This is a genomic window from Lentzea sp. NPDC059081, assembly GCF_042738015.1.
In the GTDB taxonomy this organism is placed as follows: Bacteria; Actinomycetota; Actinomycetes; order Mycobacteriales; family Pseudonocardiaceae; genus Lentzea.
This window is the reverse complement of the sequence record NZ_JBHYGW010000031.1, coordinates 68,497-85,740: the sequence shown is the minus strand read 5'-3', so window position 1 is coordinate 85,740 and position 17,244 is coordinate 68,497. Positions and strand designations below refer to the sequence as shown.

Below are 17,244 nucleotides of genomic sequence, written 5' to 3'. Positions count from 1 at the left end.
CGCCGAGGGCGCGGTAGCCCCCGATCAGATTGCCGGGGGTTCGGGGGCAGAGCCCCTGAGGGAAAGCACGCACCGCAGTCTCGCCGCCCGCAAGGTGACCAACCGCAAGGTCGCGACTCGTACGGCACCCGCACGCCGACCACCTCTCCTCACCACCCAAAACACCCCGAACCCCACCCCACCTACCCCCGATTGGCCCCCACCCCACCCGCTCACCTACACTGGTCGGGTTGCCTCGGCGAGGGCGAGCTCCCCAGCTCAACGTGATCGACGCGGTGGCTTGATGCCGCGCGTGTTGACCGTTTCCGCGCTGCTCGCCGCCGCAGGCCACCACCAAGCCTCACCCGCGAACACACTTGTGCACCGCCCCGACGTACAAGGCCAGACTTGTAAGGAGTACCCCACCGTGTCCGAGGTCCGTCTCGCCGCTGAGCAGCGCACCGAATTCGGCAAGGGCGCCGCCCGCCGTACCCGTCGCGCCGGCAAGATCCCCGCGGTGCTCTACGGCCACGGTTCCGACCCGAAGCACCTGGCCCTGCCGGCGCTCGAGTTCGCCCGTGTCGTCCGCGAGCACGGTCAGAACGCCGTCCTCACCCTCGCCTTCGACGGCGGGAACGAGCTGGCGCTCACCAAGACCGTCACCACCCACCCGATCAAGAACTACATCGAGCACGTCGACCTGCTCCTCGTCCAGCGGGGCGAGAAGGTCACCGTCGACATCCCGGTCGTCGTGACCGGTGAGGCCGCCTCCGGCACGCTCGTCACCCAGGACGCCACCACCATCAGCGTGGAGGCCGACGCCCTGAACATCCCCGAGCAGGTCGAGCTCTCGATCGAGGGCAAGGAGGCCGGCACCCAGATCCACGCCGGCGACCTCGAGCTGCCGAAGGGCACCACGCTGGTCACGGACGCCGAGGCCCTCATCATCGCCGTGAACGAGGCGCCGTCCGCGGCGCAGCTCGAGGGCGACGAGGCTGCCGAAGAGGCGCCTGAGGCCACCGAGGAGAGCTGAGCCCCATCACGTCGGGCCGCACAGACGGCGCGCCACCCCCTCACGAGGGGGGAGGCGCGCCGTTGCAGTACCTGAGCCCGACCGACGTGAGGTCGAAGACGTTCCGCCGCAAGCGCCAGGGCTACGACCCCGGTCAGGTGAACGAGTTCCTGCTGATCATCGCCGACGCGCTGGCCGGCCGGCTCCGCCTGAACCCGGACCACGTGCGCACCGTCCGGTTCGCCACGGTCCCGAACGGCTACGACCCGTTGAGCGTCGACGGCGTCCTGCACCTGCTGGAGTTCCAGGTCCGCAACGGCATCGTGCCGCCCACGGGCCTGAACACCGGCGAGGACCTGCGCGGGCGCAAGCTGCCGAAGTCCGGCACCGGCTACGATCGCGCCGAAGTCGACGCCTTCGTGGTGCGCGCCGCGGCCAACCTGGACGGCCGGGGCGCCATGACCTCCACCGAGGTCCGCAACACCCGGTTCAGCACCACGTCCGGCCTGCTGGGCAAGGGCTACCAGGTGCAGGCCGTCGACACGTTGCTGGACGATCTCGAGCAGGAGTTGCGGTTCCGTGGACGCTGACCTCGCCCTCGTCGTCGGGCTGGGCAACCCAGGCCCGAAGTACGAGGGCAACCGCCACAACATCGGCTTCCTGGTCCTCGACGAGCTGGCCGCGCGCATGAGCGGCAAGTTCAAGGCCCACAAGTCGGGCGCCGAGGTCGTCGAGGGCCGCCTGTCCGGCCACCGCGTCGTCCTCGCCAAGCCCCGCAGCTTCATGAACCTCTCCGGCGGCCCGGTCGCGAGCGCCGTGAAGTTCTTCAAGCCCACCACGGTTCTCGTGGTCCACGACGAGCTGGACCTGCCGTTCGCCCAGCTGCGGATGAAGCTCGGCGGCGGCGACAACGGCCACAACGGACTCCGCTCGATCACGAAGTCCCTGGGCACCAAGGACTACCACCGCCTGCGCTTCGGCGTGGACCGCCCGTCAGGCCGCCAGGACCCGGCCGACTACGTCCTGAAGGACTTCTCCACCGTGGAGCGCAAGCAGCTCGCGTTGGAGATCGACCGGGCGGCGGACGCGGCCGAGGCCCTCGTCACCAAGGGCCTCGAAGCCGCGCAGAACGCGTTCCACTAGACCAGCGCGGCCGCCGCGGACCGGCGCAACTTGCCCGACGGCGTCTTCGGCAACGTCCCCGGCGGCTGCACCACCACGGCGAACGGCCGCAACCCGACGGCGTCGACGACCCGCGCCGTCACCTGCTTGACCAGGTCCTTCTCCGCGGCGTCATCGCCGGCGAGCTTCGACTCCAGCACCACGGCGAACCGTTCGCGCTGAGTCCCCGCGTCCAGCCGCACGGCGACGGCGTTGCCGGCCCGCACGCCCTCCACCGAGCACGCGGCACGCTCCACGTCGGTCGGGTAGATGTTCCGCCCGCCCATGATGATGACGTCCTTGCGCCGCCCGCAGACGACGACCTGACCGTCCTCCACCAGGTACCCGAGGTCTCCTGTGGACAGCCAGCCCTCGGCGTCCTGAGTGGCCAGTGGACCGTCCACGGTGAGGTACCCCGGCGTGACGGCCTCGCCCCGGATCTGGAGCTCGCCGACGTCCCGCACGCCCAGCACGTCGCCGAAGTCCGACACCACCCGCAGCTCCAGCCCCGGCAGCGGCGGCCCGAGCAGCGGGAAAGCCCTCCCCTTCTCGGCGGGAACAGCGCGTTTGTCGGCCTCGACGGCGTCGGCGTCCACGACGTCCACCGACAAACCGGTGAACAAAGGCGCGAAAGCCACACCGAGAGTGGTCTCCGCCATTCCATAGGCGGCCAAGATGGACTCCGGGCGCAATCCGAAACGAGCCCCGGCCGAAACGAAGGACTCCACCGCGGCGGGGTCGATCGGTTCGGCTCCGTTCAACGCCAGTCGCATTGACGACAGGTCGAACGAGTCGGACGAGGAAGCCAGCCTGCGCGCCACGATCGCGTACGCGAAGTTCGGCGCGGCGGTGATGGTGCCTCGGTACCTGGTGATCAGGTCGGCCCACAACGTCGGGCGCGACAGGAAGTCGACAGGCGTGACCTTCACCAGTTCCAGCCCGAACAGCATCGGCACGGTCAGGAAGCCGACCATCCCCATGTCGTGGAACAACGGCAGCCACGACACCATCACGTCGGACGAGGGGTCCAGCGCCGCCGCGATCTTCATTCCGTTCGCGTTCGCCATCAGATTGCGGTGTGTGATGCGCACCGCTTTCGGATCCGCGGTGGACCCACTCGTCAACTGCAGCAGAGCCGTGGCATCCTCGGGGGTGGGAACAGGAGCAGCGATCGGCTCCGCGTCTAGCTCAGACAGCTTGCGGTAGGGGATTCCGTGCTGGTCCAGCACGGGAGCCAGGGCGTCGAAAGGGCTGCCGAGCAGGACCAGGCGCGAGTCGATCATGGCGAGCACCCGCAGCGTGTCCTCGGCCCACTCGGCCAGGTCGGTGCGTGGTGTGGGTTGATGCAACATCGTGACGCTGCCACCACACAGCCATGCGGCCTGCACGGCGGGGGCGATCACGGCTGGTTCGGCGGCGAGCACGGCGATCGCGGTGCCCGGCGCCACGTCGAGCGCACCGGCCATCCGCCGGGCGCGTTCGTGCACCTCGGCCCAGGTCCGGCGGACGGGCGCGGCGGGTTCACCCGTCGTCATTCCCCTGTCCCCGCCGTTGGAGGCCGTCGCCAGCATCACATCCACGAACTGACTCATGTTCGCGATCGTAGTGGCGCCGTTTGGTCCATCAGGGCGAAACGTTGTGCCACGCGAAACGCGATACTCCCCAGTACAGGTACGCAGGAGGAGGTCATTGGTGGATCGGGGCGGCCCCGGAGCGCAGCATTCCCTTCCCGCGCATCCGGCACCTCTGCTGTCCGCTCAGGACGTGGCCCTGGTCGCGTTCCACCGGCCCCCGAGGGGTCAGCGCGGGTACGACGCGGCGGAGGTGGACTCGTTCCTCGACCGCGTCGAGGCGACCATGCGCAGCAGGGACATCCTGACGCGCGAGGACGTGCTGAACGTGAAGTTCAGCTCGGCGTCCCGCGACCCCGGTTACGACGTCAACGAGGTCAACGTCTTCATGGAGCTCGTGGCCGACACGTTGCGGTCCACTCCGCAACGGCAGCAGGCCTCGGCGCCGGCGCAGGGTGCGCACGCCACGTCGCAGGCGATGAGACCCGCGGTCAGACTCTCCCCCGACGACGTCGCCGCCGTGCGCTTCCACAAGCCCAGACCGGGGACCCGCGGGTACCACGAAGGCCAGATCGACGCGTTCCTCGACCGGATCGAGGCCACCCTGCGCGGCAGGGACAACCTGACGGCCGGGCAGGTCCAGGACGCCGTGTTCGGCGAGTCGGCCCCCGGAACGTTCGGGTACGACCAGGAGGACGTGGACACGTTCCTCGACCTCGTGGTCCTGATGTTCGAGACGGCGCCACCGCCGCCCAAGGCGCCTCCCGTGACGACCCAGCTGCCGCGTCAGCAACAGGGACCCCAGCAGAGGCGTCCACAACCGCCGCAGCGCCCCCAGCAGCAGGCTCCCGTGCAGAGACCGGCCGCGCCAGCGTCCGTCGACTCTCCGAAGCTCACAGCCGCCGACATCCGCAACGTCGCGTTCCACCGCCCTCCCCGCGGCCGCCGCGGCTACCAGGAGTCCCAGGTGGACGCGTTCCTGGACCGCATCGAGGCCACGCTCCTCGGCCAGGACAACCTGACCGGCAAGGACGTCCGCGACGTCCGGTTCTCCCGTCCGCTCATCGGACGACGCGGGTACGACGAGACCGAGGTGGACGCGTTCCTGGGCCAGATCGAGCAGCAGCTCTCCGGCCCGATGCGCAGCATGCCCCCGGTGAAGTCCTGGAAGGACCTGCGCCAGCTGCGGATCCCGCAGGCGCCGGCCGGTCAGCGCGGCTACCGCACCGCGCAGGTCGACCGGATGCTCGAGGAGATCGGCGTCGCGCTCGACGGCATGCTGGGGGCGACCTCCGAGGAGGTCATGAAGGCGCGCTTCAGCTACGCGCTGCTCTCCGGCCAGGGCTACGACACGTCGTTCATCGACGAGCTGCTGCCCCAGCTGGCGAACGAGCTCCGCCGCCGGGGCAAGTAGCCCGCACCGCGAGCGGCGCTCAGCCCTCCACGACCTCCGCCGCGACCATCCACGCCGCCTCGACGTCGGACTCCTCGGCCAGCACGCCGCGGAGCTCGGCGTCGAGCTTCAGCAGCCGGTCGGGGTCGGTCGCGGCCTCGGCCAGCGCGGCGTGCAGCTCGGCCTCCTTCTTGTGCAGCACCTCGAGCCGCCGTTCCAGCCGCGCCAGCTCCTTGCGGGCGGCGCGCTGGTCGGCGGCGTTGGAGGGCGCTTTGTCGGCGGCCGGGGCGGCAGCGGCGCTTTCCCTGTCGCGCAGGGAGTCGCGGCGCTTGAGGTACTCCTCGATGCCGCCGGGCAGGTCGGTCAGGCCGCCGTCGCCGAAGAGCGCCACGACCTTGTCGCAGACGCGCTCGACGAGGTACCGGTCGTGCGAGATCACGACGAGCGTGCCGGCCCACGAGTCGAGCAGGTCTTCCAGCTGCTGCAACGTGTCGATGTCGAGGTCGTTCGTCGGCTCGTCGAGCAGCAGCACGTTCGGCTCGGCCATCAGCAGCCGACACAGCTGCAACCGCCGCCGCTCACCGCCGGACAGGTCCGACACGGGCGTCCACTGCTTCTGCGACGAGAACCCGAACCGCTCGCCCAGCTGCGAGGCCGACATCTCGTACTTGCCGAGCACGACGCGGCGGGCGACCTCCTCGATCGCCTCCAGCACGCGCATCGACCCGTCGAGGTCGAGCAGCTCCTGCGACAGGTGGGCGATCTTGACCGTCGCGCCCTGGATCCGCTTGCCCGTCTCGGTCTCGCGCTCCCCCGCCAGCAGGCGCAGCAACGTCGTCTTGCCGGAGCCGTTGACGCCGACCAGACCGATCCGCTCACCGGGCCCGATGCGCCACGTCAGGTCGCGCACCAGCACGCGGTCCGGAATGGACAGTGTGACGTCCTCGAGCTCGATCACCGTGCGCCCCAGGCGCTTCTTGGCGAACGCGAGCAGCTCCACCTTGTCGCGCAACGGGGGCACGTCCGCGATCAACGCCTCCGCCGCCTCGATCCGGTAGCGCGGCTTCGAGGTCCGCGCGGGCGCGCCGCGGCGCAGCCACGCGAGCTCCTTGCGCGCCAGGTTCTGCCGCTTCTCCTCGAGCGTGTCGGCGAGGCGCTGCCGCTCGGCGCGCGCGTAGATCCAGTCGGCGTACCCGCCCTCGTACTGCTCGACCTTGCCCTTCACGACTTCCCACGTGCGGTTGCAGACCGTGTCGAGGAACCACCGGTCGTGGGTGACGACGACGAGCGCGCTCCTGCGGGACAACAGGTGTTCCGCGAGCCACCGCACGCCTTCGACGTCCAGGTGGTTCGTCGGCTCGTCGAGCACGAGCAGCTCGAGGTCCTGGATCAGCGCGGCGGCCAGCGCGACGCGGCGCCGCTCGCCACCGGACATCGTGGAGACGACGGAGTCGAGGCCCAGCGCGGTGATGCCGAGTCCGTCCAAAATGGACCGCACGCGGGCGTCGGCCGCCCACTCGTGCTCGGACTCGAACCCGAGCGGGTCGATCACGGCGTTGCGCACGGTGGAGCCATGCGGCAGCTCGGTCCGCTGCGTCACGACGGCCATCCGCAGCCCGCGCGAGCGCGACACCCGGCCGTCGTCGGCGGGTTCCAGCCCGGCCAGCACCTCGAGCAGCGTCGTCTTGCCGCCGCCGTTCAGGCCGACGACACCGATCCGGTCGCCCTCGTTGACGCCGAGCGACACGCCGTCGAGCAGCGGACCGACGCCGAACGACTTCGACACGGACTCCAGGTTGACCAGGTTGGCCATCGAAACCTCACGACTCAGAAGAAAATGCCCCGCACGAGGCTACCTACCGGACCCGAAGGCGCTGTTCGCCAGCCGACGCTGTTACGCGTGCACCTCGGGTGGGGTGGGCTTGGGCTCTTCGGTCGTGATCACGCGCGCACCGGGCACCGGCCCGTGCGCGACCCGGACGGTGCGGCACACGCCGGCACCGGCCAGCTCGGCGGCCACGCGGACCGCCGTGTCGCCGTCCTCGCACAGGAACGCCGTCGTGGGCCCGGACCCGGACACGATGCCGGCCAGCGCGCCGGCGTCGACACCCGCCCGCAGCGTGCGGCGCAGGTTCGGGCGCAGCGAGACGGCGGCGGCCTGCAGGTCGTTGCCCAGCAGCAGCGCGAGCTGGCGCGGGTCGCCGGACGACAGCCCCTCCAGCACCGCCTCGACCGGGCCGACGCGGGGCGGGTCGCCCTCGGCGCGCAGGCGGTCCAGCTCGTCGAAGACGTCCGGAGTGGACAGACCGCGCCGGTCGAACGCGATGACCCAGTGGAACTGGTGGCGGCCGAGCACGGGCACGATCCGCTCGCCGCGGCCCGTGCCGAGAGCGGTGGCGCCGTAGAGGGCGAACGGGACGTCGGCACCGAGCTTGCCGGCCAGCTCGGCCAGCTCGTCGCGGCTGATGTCGAGCCGCCACAACGACGACAGGCCGACCAGCGCCGCCGCCGCGTCGGCACTGCCGCCCGCCATGCCGCCCGCGACCGGGATGGCCTTGCGGATGACGACGCGGACCTTCGGGTCGTCCGCGTCCTTGCCGACGTGCGCCGCGAGCAGCTGGACGGCGCGCCAGGCGAGGTTGGAGGCTCCGGTGGGCACCTGGTCGGCGCCCTCTCCGTACACCTCGACGCCGGGCTCGTCGGCGACCGCGACGGTGACCTCGTCGACCAGCGAAAGCGCCTGGAAGACCGTCACCAGGTCGTGGTAACCGTCCGGGCGCACGTCACCCACGGCCAGGTGCAGGTTGACCTTGGCCGGGACGCGAACTGTGACCGGGGGAGGAACGACTGCGAGCACCACGTCAGCCTACGGGCGTTCTCGGGTCCCGGACTCCTCCCCCGGCCATCGTCACCGTCAGACCGGGATGACCGAGCCGTTGTACGTCTGCTTGATGTAGTCCTTCACCTGCTGCGAGCCGAGCAGCTCCGCGAGGTCCTTCACGCGCTTGTCGTCCTTGAGCTCGGTGCGCGTGACCAGGCCGTTCGCGTTCGGGTTGCCCTCGGCCTTCTCCAGCGCGAGCGAGTCGGTGGCGGGCTTGAGACCGGCGTCGATGGCGTAGTTGCCGTTGATGACCGACGCGTCGGTGTCCTCCAGCGAACGCGGCAGCTGAGCGGCCTCAAGGGGCACGAACTGGAGGCCCTTCGGGTTCTCCGCGAGGTCCCGGACGGTCGGCTGGTCGACCGGCTTGAGCTTGATGAGGCCGTTCGCCTCCAGCAGCTTCAGGCCGCGGGCCTCGTTCGTGGCGTCGTTGGCCACGGCGACCTTGGCACCCGACGGCAGCTCGTCGAGCTTCTTGTACTTCTTCGAGTACAGGCCCAGCGGCTCGACGTGGACGGGCGCGACCCACTCGACCTTCGCGCCGCTCTCCTTCGTGAACGTCGCCAGGTACGGGACGGTCTGGAAGTAGTTGGCGTCCAGCGAGCCGTCGACCAGCGCCGTGTTGGGCTGCACGTAGTCGGTGAACTCGACGACCTCGATCTTCAGACCCTTCTGCGCGGCGAGGTTGTCGGCCACGTACTTCAGGATCTGGGCGTGCGGGACGGGCGAGACGCCGACCTTGAGCGTGTCGGACGCGCTGGAGCCGGACGAGCAGGCGGACAAAACAGTCAAAGCGACCGCGATCAGGGCAGCCTTAATACGCATGATGTTCCTTTTGAGAATTTTCTACTGGTTCAGACGGAGGCGTGCCGGCGCCGGTCGGACGCACGGGCGGCACGGGTGAAACCGAGCTGGATCACGGTCGTGAGCACGGCGAGCCACGCCACGGTGCTCCACAGGATCCGGTCGTTGAAGCGCTGGTAGCCCTCGCGGATGGCGAGGTCGCCGAGGCCACCGCCGCCGATCACGCCGGCCATCGCCGAGTACCCGATGAGGGCGATCACGGTAACGCCGATGGCGTTGATCAGCGCGGGCAGCGACTCGCGGATCAGCACGCTCCTGACGATCCTCAGCGTCGAGGCGCCGGTGGTGATCGCGGCCTCGACCACGGTCACGTGCACCTCGGACAGGATGTTCTGCACGAGCCGCCCGACGAACGGGATCGCTCCCACGGCCAGCGGCACGATGACCGCCGTGCTGCCGATGGAGCCGCCGACGATCAGGCGGGTGACCGACGTGAGCGCCACGAGCAGCACGATGAACGGCATCGAGCGGCCCAGGTCGGTGACGAAGCTCAGGATCCTGTGCACCGCGGCGTTCGGCCGCAGCCCGCCCTTGGCGGTGAGCTGCAGCCAAACACCCACGGGAACGCCCAGCAGTGTTGCGATGATCGTGGAGACGCCGACCATGTACAGCGTTTCTCCGGTGGCCTCGACGAGATACGAGATCACGTCGGACCAGGGTGTTGCAGACCTCACGCAGCTACTCCCTGCGGCCCCTTCAGGGACCTCTGCACCGCACCGCCGGCCTCGCCGATCCACTCGAGAGCGGAGTCGGAGCGCTCGCCGTTCAGGCCGAGGCGGAAGCGCGCGACGGGCGTCTCGCCCAGCCGGGTGAGGCCACCACCGACGATGTTCAGCTCCACGCCGAACCGGTGGGCCGCCTCCGGCAGCAGCGCGCCGACCGCGGCGAACCCGACGAGCACCACGTCGGCGACCCGGTCGTAGGCGGTCTCGTTGATCGGGTTCAGGTCGACGGCGGGCAGCAGCGCGGAGCTCGTGCGGCTCGTGGGGCTGTTGACCAGGTCGAGGACCTTGCCGTGCTCCACGACGCGACCCTGCTCCAGCACCGCGACGTCGTCGCAGATCTTCCGGACCACGCCCATGTCGTGCGTGACGACGAGGACGGTCACACCGAGCTCGGCGCGCGCACGGTCGAGCACGGTCAGCACGGAGCCGGTGGTCTCGGGGTCCAGGGCGCTGGTGGGCTCGTCGGCGAGGAGCACGGACGGGTTGGCGGCGAGGGCACGCGCCACGGCGATGCGCTGGCGCTGCCCGCCGGACAGCTGGTCGGGGTAGGCGGCGGCCTTGTCGGTCAGCCCGACGAGGTCGAGCAGCTCGCCCACACGGGTGCGGCGCTGCGGCCCCGGCACGCCCGCGCTCTCCAGCGGCAGGGCGATGTTGCCGGCCGCCGTGCGCTGCCGGAGGAGCGAATCCCCTTGCGGCACAACGCCGATCTGCCGGCGGGCAGCGCGGAGCGCGCTTCCGTCGAGGCTCGTGATGTCGGTGCCGTCGACGCGGATCGCACCCGAGTCGGGACGCTCGAGCAGCGCGACGCAGCGGGCGAGCGTCGACTTGCCGGCCCCGCTCGGGCCGACGACGCCGAGCACGGAGCCCGCCTCGACGTCGAGGGTCACGCCGTTCAGGGCGCTGACACCCTGGAAGGACTTGGTGAGGTTTTCGACAGTGATCACTTCTGCTCCACGGCTGCGCGCGACGGCACCTCGCCCGGCTGGTACGGGCGTGCGCGGTCGAAGTTTCTGCTCAGGTGTGTGCGCCCCTCGTGCTTCGGGAGGGCCGCGTCAAAGGACTGTGAGAAGGCGCCTTAGACGAGGTGGCGACGACATGCAGAAGCGGTGCGACGGCACTGGTCGACGACTCGACGGCGCGTCAGCATTCGCGTGGTACCCATGGTGATCCTCCATCGGTCCTGGCGTTAGCACCTGCCCGCATCCAGCGGGTGGTTGCTGCGACGTCGTAGAGCCAGGTCTCTCAGTCGCTCCGGATGGCAAGTAGCAGTCAACCGGACGGACGTTCGGTTGCGCAAGCCAGATTCCGATTCGTTCGACAGATCACACTGTTGGCCGAAGGATCCCCGGCCTAGACCTCGGCGATCCGGATGAAGTCGATCACGCTGAGCTGTTCGCCCCTTTGCCGGGGATCGATGCCCGCCTTCTGGAGCAGCTCGTCGACGTTCTCGGTGGTGCCCTTCAGCGCGGCCCTGAGGGTCTTGCGGCGCTGGGCGAAGGCGGCGTCGACGATCTTGAAGAGCTTGCCCTTGTCCACCGTGGACAGTGGCTTTTCGTGTCTGGTGAACGAGACCAGGCCGCTGTCCACGTTCGGAGCGGGCCAGAAGACGTTCTTGCCGATGGCGCCCGCTTTTCGCGCTTCGGCGTACCAGGCGAGCTTCACGCTCGGGACGCCGTAGATCTTGTTGCCCGGCTTCGCGGCCATCCTGTCGGCCACCTCCGCCTGGACCATGACGAGGCCTTTGTGGAGGGTGGGGAGCTCGTGCAGGAGGTGGAGGACCACCGGGACGGCGACGTTGTACGGGAGGTTGGCGACGATCGCCGTGGGTTGCACCGGCAGGTCTTCTTGGGTGACTTTCATGGCGTCCTTGAGGACGACGTGGAGCTTGTTCGCGTTGTCCGGGTCGTGTTCCTGGACTGTTCGGGGGAGCCTGTTTGCCAGGGGTGGGTCGATTTCCACCGCTACCACTTGGCTGGCTGCTGGGAGCAGGGCGAGGGTCAGGGAGCCCAGGCCTGGGCCTACCTCGAGGACTACGTCCTCATCGGTGAGGTTGGCGGATGCGACGATCTTGCGGACCGTGTTGGGGTCGTGGACGAAGTTCTGGCCCAGTTTTTTGGTTGGGCGGATGTCCAGCTCGTTGGCTAGACGGCGGACTTCGGCGGGTCCCAGCAGGCTCACGTCCTGCATTCTCGCACCGGGTTCCAGCGTGGTCGCGGTTGGCTGGTTCCGTGTTCCAGCGTGGTCGCCTGTGGCGGTTCCGTGCCTGTTCCAGCGTGGTCGCCAGTGCGGTCTGGTGCCTGTTCCAGCGTGGTCGTGCACCTCGGACGAAAGACTGGGTACATCGCCGCTCCGCGACGATTGCGATTGGGGCTTGACTTCGGGTCCCTTGCGAGGCGCTGGTTCGGCCGGAAAAGGCCGGATGCTTCGCAACCGGCCGATCCACAAGTGGTAGCACCTCGCACCCAAAGTCAAGCCCCAATCGCCTAACCACGAGTGGGTTCACCGCTACCCGGCGGCGTAAGGGAAGACGGCTCGCCTTCGGCATCGCGGTTGGGAGTGCGGGGGTTGTTTCGCCTCGCCTTCGGCATTGGCTGGGGCCTCGGCTTCGCCGTTGGCTGCGCCCCTCCCCCTCCAGGCACGACGAAGGCCGCCCGTGGTGCACGGGCGGCCTTCGTCTGGGGATCGGGAAGGGGTGGTGCGGTTTACGGCAGGCCCAGCTTCGCGCGGCAGCCCGGCCAGGCCGAGTACGTGCCGCCGCGGCCGTCGCGCAGCTTCGTGGCGATGGCGATCTGCTGTTCGCGGGTGGCCTGGTGCGGGAGGGCCGCGTAGGCGGTGCCTCCGTAGGCGGCCCAGGTGCTCGCGTTGAACTGGAGGCCGCCGTAGTAGCCGTTGCCGGTGTTGATGGCCCAGTTGCCGCCTGCCTCGCAGCCGGCGAGGCGGTCCCAGACCGCGCCGTCGGGGAGGGGCTTGGTGCCCACGGTGATCTTCTTGGGCTTCGGCTCCTTGGTGACCTTGCCGCCGATCTTCTCGCGGCTGATCTCCTTGCCGTTCTTCACCGTCACGCGGTACTGCGAGGTCTGCTCGCCGGCTTCGCCCGGTTCGGTGACCTTCTGCTCGCCCGCGTTCATGTTCGGGTCGTTGGTCTTCTCGACCGGCGGGGCGACCGGCTCGTTCACGTTGATGACCGTGACGCCGGTGCGGGAGATGTAGACCTCGGCGCCGGTGGCCAGGCGCACGTCGGCGCCGGACTGGATCGCGTCCTCCGGGCCGAGGGTGAGGTTCTCGCCCTTGAGGAGCTCGTCGACCGTGAGGGCGGTGGTCTTGACCTCGCGGACCGGGTTGGCGCCGTCGAAGAGCTTGACGCTCTTGAGGGTCTTGACCTCGACGCTCATGCCGTCGAGCGGGACGTCCTGGCCGCCGGGGGCCGACATCCAGGCGCCCTCGAGGGGGACGCCCATCTGCTTCGCGGCTTCCTCGACGGTGACCGAGCGGACCCAGTCCTCGCGGGCCTGGCCGTCGACGCTCATCTTCAGCAAGCGGCCCCGGTCGAGGCTGATCTTGCCGCCGTCGGAGATCGGGGTGTTCAGCGACGGGGACAGGGCGTCGTGCTCACCGACGACGATGCCTTCCTCCGCCAGGACCTCGCCGACCGTGCCCTCGTAGGAGTGGACGGTCTGCAGGGCGCCGTCGACCTCGACGGTCAGCGACTTGTCCATCGCCATGGCGGTCACGCCGCCGCCGGAGATCGAGACGAGGATCGCGGCCACCGCGCCCTTGAGGAAGCGGCGCTTCCACGAGGAGACGGCCGTGACGAGCAGCTGCGGGTCCTGCTTCTCCTCTTCCTCCGTCGGGAGGACGAGGGGCGGCATGATCGTCGTCTCGGCGTTGATGAGACGGATCAGCTCGTCGACGTCGACGTTGGCCGTGGCGAGCAGGTCGTCCGCGTCCGGGCCGAGCACCTCGAGCACGTCCGCGGGCGTGATGGTCAGCGCACCGGCGGGAAAGCTCGGGTGGGGGTCGATGACGCTCACCGACGTCTGCCCGACCGGCGTGAACCAGTCGGTGTCGTCGTTGAAGTCGTACGGAGCGGCAGTTCTGTCGCTTCCAGACACTGGATCGATACCTCCATTGCGGAAGCTCCGAGGCCACCGCACAGTTGGCGTTGACAAGATCATTCGAGTTGGAACTCGAAATTCCCGGCAACTCCTCCTACGTGGTCTCGCTTCTTCGCACTTCTGGCTTCGGTCCCGCCCCGACTGCGGGCGTGCTCCGAACCGACAACCTCGGCTCAGGTGGCACGGTCACGGGACAGTAACGGGGTAGCCGACGTTGCGCAAACACCCCCGCCAATGTTGTGACGTCAGTCACCCCATGGGGGTAGCAACCCCTTGCTCCGTTCGTCTCAAGTCGCATCTCAGTAGCCGAGCCCGAACACTCGTTGAGCATTACGGGTGACGGCGGAGCAGAGTTCAGAAAGATCTTCGCCACGGAGCGTCGCCAGATCCCGAACTGTGTAATTCACACAATAGGGTTCGTTCGGGCGCCCCCGGAACGGATGAGGCGTCAGGAACGGTGCGTCCGTCTCGACCAGCAGCTGATCTTGCGGCACCAGCTGGGCCGCCTCCCGCAGCGCTCGGGCGTTCTTGAACGTCACCGGGCCCGCGAACGAGAGCACGTACCCCGCGTCGACGCACCGCCGGGCGAAGTCCGCGTCGCCCGAGAAGCAGTGGAAGACCACAGTGGACGGTGCGCCCTCGGCGTCGAGGATCTTGAGGATGTCCTCGTGCGCGTCCCTGTCGTGGATCATCAACGGCTTCCCGACGCGCTTGGAAAGGTCGATGTGCCAACGGAAAGCCTCGTGCTGGGCGGCCGGCGGCGAGTAGTCCCAGTAGTAGTCCAGACCGGTCTCGCCGATCGCCACCACGCGGGGCTGCACGGCCAACCGCTCCAGTTCGGCCTTCTCCGCGTCGCCGAACGACGACGTGCGCGTCGGGTGCACGGCGACCGCCGCGTAGACCCGCTGGTCCCAGGTGGACGCCTCGGCGGCCCACCGAGCCGCCGCGAGGTCGTCCGCCACGGTGACGACGTGCGAGACGCCGGCGGCGTTGGCCCGGTCGAGCAGCACCGCGACCTCCTCGGGAGAGGAGGCCCCGCACGCGTCGAGGTGGGTGTGGGCGTCGACCACCGGTGCCGGAAGGGCTTCCGGCACCGGTGGTCGTTCCCGCTTGTCCGCCACTAGCCGGTGACGATCGGGGCCCACTCGGGCCCGGTCTCGCCCAGCTTCGGGTCGAGCTTCGCGAAGAGCGGCGAGGGCTTCTGGAGCGGACGGCCGACCTCGATCGGCGTCGACTCCCACTTCGCCTGCTCGCCCGCGTAGTCACCGGTCAGCACCGGGTACGAGCGCTCCGGCACGTCGAGGTCGGTGACCTCGTTCATCTGCGGCTGCGCGGCCCACACGCCCGTGCCGCCCAGCGCCTCGTGCACCTGCTGGGCCGAGTGCGGCAGGAACGGCGTCATCAGCGTGTTCGCGTCCTGCACGACCTGCAGCGCGGTGTGCAGCACCGAGTCGCGGCGGTCCGGGTCGTCCTTGAGCTTCCAGGGCTCCTGGTCCGACAGGTACTTGTTCGCCGCCGAGATGACCCGCATCGCCTCGCCGGAGGCCTGCTTGAACCGCGACCGGCGCAGGTGCGCGCCGACCGTGTCGAAGGCCGCCCTGGACTGGCGCAGCAGCTCGTGGTCCGCGTCCGTCAGCGAGGTCGCCTTCGGGATCGTGCCCACGTTCTTGTGCGCCATCGAGATCGAGCGGTTGACCAGGTTGCCCCACTCGTTCGCCAGCTCGAAGTTCGTGCGGCGGACGAACTCCTCCCAGGTGAAGTCGGTGTCCTGGTTCTCCGGGCCCGCGACGGAGATGAAGTACCGCAGCGCGTCCGGCCCGAACTCCTTCAGGAAGTCGCCGACGTAGATCACGGTGCCGCGCGACGTGGAGAACTTCGAGCCGCTCATCGTCAGGTACTCCGACGACACGACCTCGGTCGGCAGGTTCAGCGTGCCGAACCGGCCGGGCTCGCCGCCCTTGTCGCCGGCACCGTTCTGCCCGAGCAGCAGCGACGGCCAGATCAGCGAGTGGAAGACGATGTTGTCCTTGCCCATGAAGTAGTAGCCCTGGGCGTCACCCGTCCAGAACTCCTTCCAGGCGTCGTCGTTCCCGGACCGCCGCGCCCACTCGACCGAGGCGCTCAGGTAGCCGATGACCGCGTCGAACCACACGTAGAACCGCTTCATCGGCTGGTCACTCCACCCGTCGAGCGGGATCGGCACACCCCAGTCGAGGTCGCGGGTGATGGCGCGCGGGCGCAGGTCCTTGATCAGGTTCTGCGAGAACTTGAGCACGTTGGGACGCCACTCGGACCGCGTCCCCATCCACGAGCCCAGCGACTCGATGAACGAGGGCAGGTCGAGGAACAGGTGCTCGGTCTCGACGAACTTCGGCGTCTCCCCGTTGATCCGCGAACGCGGGTTCTTCAGGTCGATCGGGTCGAGCTGGTTGCCGCAGTTGTCGCACTGGTCGCCGCGCGCGCCGTCGTACCCGCAGATCGGGCAGGTGCCCTCGATGAAGCGGTCGGGCAGGGTCCTGCCGGTCGACGGGCTGATCGCGCCCATCTCGACCTTGGGGATGACGTAGCCGTTCTTCCACAGCGCGGAGAACAGGTCCTGCACCACCTGGTAGTGGTTGCCGGTGGTGGTGCGGGTGAAGAGGTCGTAGGACAGGCCGAGGCCCTGCAGGTCGGAGGCGATGACGCGGTTGTACTTGTCGGCGAGCTCGCGGGCCGTCAGGCCCTCCTTCTCGGCCTGCACCTGGATGGGCGTGCCGTGCTCGTCCGTGCCGCTGACCATGAGCACCCGGTGTCCGGACATTCGCATGTAGCGGGAGAAGACGTCGGACGGGACACCGAAACCGGAGACGTGACCGATGTGCCTGGGGCCGTTGGCATAAGGCCAGGCCACCGCGGTCAGTACGGAGGCACTCATGCACATAGCCTACGGAGGCGGTGCCAGGCGGTTTTCACCGAGTGGGAGGTCTGTTTGTCCGCGACCAGGATGTTGGTGCTCGGTGTGGTCAAGCTCGTCGGCGAGGCGCACGGCTACGTGGTGCGCCGCGAGCTGAAGTCGTGGTCGGCGGACAGCTGGGCGAACGTGCAGCCGGGCTCGATCTACCACGCGCTGAAGTCGCTGGCCAAGGACGGCCTGCTGGAACCCGTGGGCACCGAGTCCGCGGAAGGTCCGGCGCGCACGACCTACAAGATCACCGCACTCGGCGAGCGCGAGCTCCAGGACCGGCTCGCCCACGCCCTGGCCGACGCGTCCGCCGGCAACGACGAGGTGTCCGCCGCCGTGGCGATGCTCAACCTCGTCCCCCGCTCGCAGGCGGTCGTGATGCTGAAGAACCGCCTCGCGGGCCTCGAAGGCCAGCTCGCCCCCACCAGGCACGGCATCTCGTCGATGCCGGAGATGGGCAAGCCCGCGCACGTCAGCGAGCTGTTTCGACTGTGGCTCGTCCACCTCGAAGGCCAGGTCCGGTGGACTCGGGAGCTGATCGACCGACTCGAGGCGGGCGAGTACGACCTGCACGACTAGTCAAACTTGATTAGTTCCCGCTAGCC

The 17,244-nt window shown here is 69.2% G+C and carries 15 protein-coding genes and 1 riboswitch; of the genes, 5 read left to right on the top strand and 10 right to left on the bottom strand.

Annotated elements, in window-relative coordinates:
- Positions 1–406: 406 nt before the first annotated feature.
- From ACFWV3_RS39280 to pth, 3 genes are all read left to right on the top strand, one after another.
- A complete protein-coding gene (locus ACFWV3_RS39280; protein ID WP_382419014.1) occupies positions 407–1,012 on the top strand; it encodes a 50S ribosomal protein L25/general stress protein Ctc in 606 nt (201 codons plus the stop codon).
- Positions 1,013–1,074: 62 nt separating this feature from the next.
- Positions 1,075–1,581 (top strand): DivIVA domain-containing protein, encoded by a 507-nt coding sequence (locus ACFWV3_RS39275; RefSeq protein WP_382419013.1) that lies wholly within the window; start codon positions 1,075–1,077, stop codon positions 1,579–1,581.
- Positions 1,571–2,134: an aminoacyl-tRNA hydrolase gene (pth, locus tag ACFWV3_RS39270; protein WP_382419012.1), complete on the top strand. Its 564-nt coding sequence runs from the start codon at positions 1,571–1,573 to the stop codon at positions 2,132–2,134. The genes ACFWV3_RS39275 and pth overlap by 11 nt, the downstream gene beginning before the upstream one ends.
- On the opposite strand, the gene ACFWV3_RS39265 is transcribed toward pth, so the two are convergent.
- Complete coding sequence (locus ACFWV3_RS39265; RefSeq protein ID WP_382419011.1) at positions 2,131–3,744, bottom strand: fatty acyl-AMP ligase; 1,614 nt, start codon at positions 3,742–3,744, stop codon at positions 2,131–2,133. The two genes, pth and ACFWV3_RS39265, sit on opposite strands and share 4 nt — an antisense overlap.
- A 100-nt stretch (positions 3,745–3,844) precedes the next feature.
- Here ACFWV3_RS39265 and ACFWV3_RS39260 point away from each other — a divergent pair, with 100 nt between their 5' ends.
- The gene (locus ACFWV3_RS39260) at positions 3,845–5,137 is read left to right on the top strand and encodes a DivIVA domain-containing protein (RefSeq protein ID WP_382419010.1); all 1,293 of its coding nucleotides are present in this window, start codon (positions 3,845–3,847) and stop codon (positions 5,135–5,137) included.
- Positions 5,138–5,156: 19 nt separating this feature from the next.
- Here the strand turns inward: ACFWV3_RS39260 and ACFWV3_RS39255 are convergent, their stop codons facing one another.
- The 9 genes from ACFWV3_RS39255 to metG all read right to left on the bottom strand — a co-directional run bounded on the left by ACFWV3_RS39255 (position 5,157) and on the right by metG (position 16,612).
- A complete protein-coding gene (locus ACFWV3_RS39255; protein WP_382419009.1) occupies positions 5,157–6,929 on the bottom strand; it encodes an ABC-F family ATP-binding cassette domain-containing protein in 1,773 nt (590 codons plus the stop codon).
- 81 nt (positions 6,930–7,010) lie between these two features.
- A complete protein-coding gene (locus ACFWV3_RS39250) occupies positions 7,011–7,973 on the bottom strand; it encodes a 4-(cytidine 5'-diphospho)-2-C-methyl-D-erythritol kinase (protein WP_382419008.1) in 963 nt (320 codons plus the stop codon).
- Between the two features lie 57 nt (positions 7,974–8,030).
- Positions 8,031–8,819 carry a MetQ/NlpA family ABC transporter substrate-binding protein gene (locus tag ACFWV3_RS39245; RefSeq protein ID WP_382419007.1) on the bottom strand — a complete coding sequence of 263 codons (789 nt, stop codon included), beginning with the start codon at positions 8,817–8,819 and terminating at the stop codon, positions 8,031–8,033.
- A 29-nt stretch (positions 8,820–8,848) separates the two neighbouring features.
- On the bottom strand, positions 8,849–9,505 hold the full coding sequence (locus tag ACFWV3_RS39240) for a methionine ABC transporter permease (RefSeq protein ID WP_382419006.1): 657 nt from the start codon (positions 9,503–9,505) through the stop codon (positions 8,849–8,851).
- A 23-nt stretch (positions 9,506–9,528) separates the two neighbouring features.
- Positions 9,529–10,527 carry a methionine ABC transporter ATP-binding protein gene (locus ACFWV3_RS39235; protein WP_382419005.1) on the bottom strand — a complete coding sequence of 333 codons (999 nt, stop codon included), beginning with the start codon at positions 10,525–10,527 and terminating at the stop codon, positions 9,529–9,531.
- A gap of 224 nt (positions 10,528–10,751) precedes the next feature.
- Positions 10,752–10,845: riboswitch (SAM riboswitch) on the bottom strand.
- 88 nt (positions 10,846–10,933) lie between these two features.
- Complete coding sequence (rsmA, locus tag ACFWV3_RS39230) at positions 10,934–11,770, bottom strand: 16S rRNA (adenine(1518)-N(6)/adenine(1519)-N(6))-dimethyltransferase RsmA (protein WP_382419004.1); 837 nt, start codon at positions 11,768–11,770, stop codon at positions 10,934–10,936.
- A gap of 515 nt (positions 11,771–12,285) precedes the next feature.
- Positions 12,286–13,695 (bottom strand): transglycosylase family protein, encoded by a 1,410-nt coding sequence (locus ACFWV3_RS39225; RefSeq protein WP_382419003.1) that lies wholly within the window; start codon positions 13,693–13,695, stop codon positions 12,286–12,288.
- Positions 13,696–13,997: 302 nt separating this feature from the next.
- Positions 13,998–14,792: a TatD family hydrolase gene (locus ACFWV3_RS39220; RefSeq protein WP_382419002.1), complete on the bottom strand. Its 795-nt coding sequence runs from the start codon at positions 14,790–14,792 to the stop codon at positions 13,998–14,000.
- 26 nt (positions 14,793–14,818) lie between these two features.
- On the bottom strand, positions 14,819–16,612 hold the full coding sequence (gene metG, locus ACFWV3_RS39215; protein ID WP_382419001.1) for a methionine--tRNA ligase: 1,794 nt from the start codon (positions 16,610–16,612) through the stop codon (positions 14,819–14,821).
- A 54-nt stretch (positions 16,613–16,666) separates the two neighbouring features.
- Between metG and ACFWV3_RS39210 the strand changes: the two genes are divergently transcribed.
- Positions 16,667–17,218, top strand: coding sequence for a helix-turn-helix transcriptional regulator (locus tag ACFWV3_RS39210; protein WP_382419000.1), 552 nt, complete (start codon positions 16,667–16,669; stop codon positions 17,216–17,218).
- Positions 17,219–17,244: the final 26 nt, after the last annotated feature.

Coding starts and splice junctions, on each gene's coding strand:
- ACFWV3_RS39265 (WP_382419011.1), bottom strand. CDS start 3,744: ATGAGTCAGTTCGTGGATGTGATGCTGGCGACGGCCTCCAACGGCGGG.
- ACFWV3_RS39255 (WP_382419009.1), bottom strand. CDS start 6,929: ATGGCCAACCTGGTCAACCTGGAGTCCGTGTCGAAGTCGTTCGGCGTC.
- ACFWV3_RS39245 (WP_382419007.1), bottom strand. CDS start 8,819: ATGCGTATTAAGGCTGCCCTGATCGCGGTCGCTTTGACTGTTTTGTCC.
- rsmA (WP_382419004.1), bottom strand. CDS start 11,770: ATGCAGGACGTGAGCCTGCTGGGACCCGCCGAAGTCCGCCGTCTAGCC.
- metG (WP_382419001.1), bottom strand. CDS start 16,612: ATGAGTGCCTCCGTACTGACCGCGGTGGCCTGGCCTTATGCCAACGGC.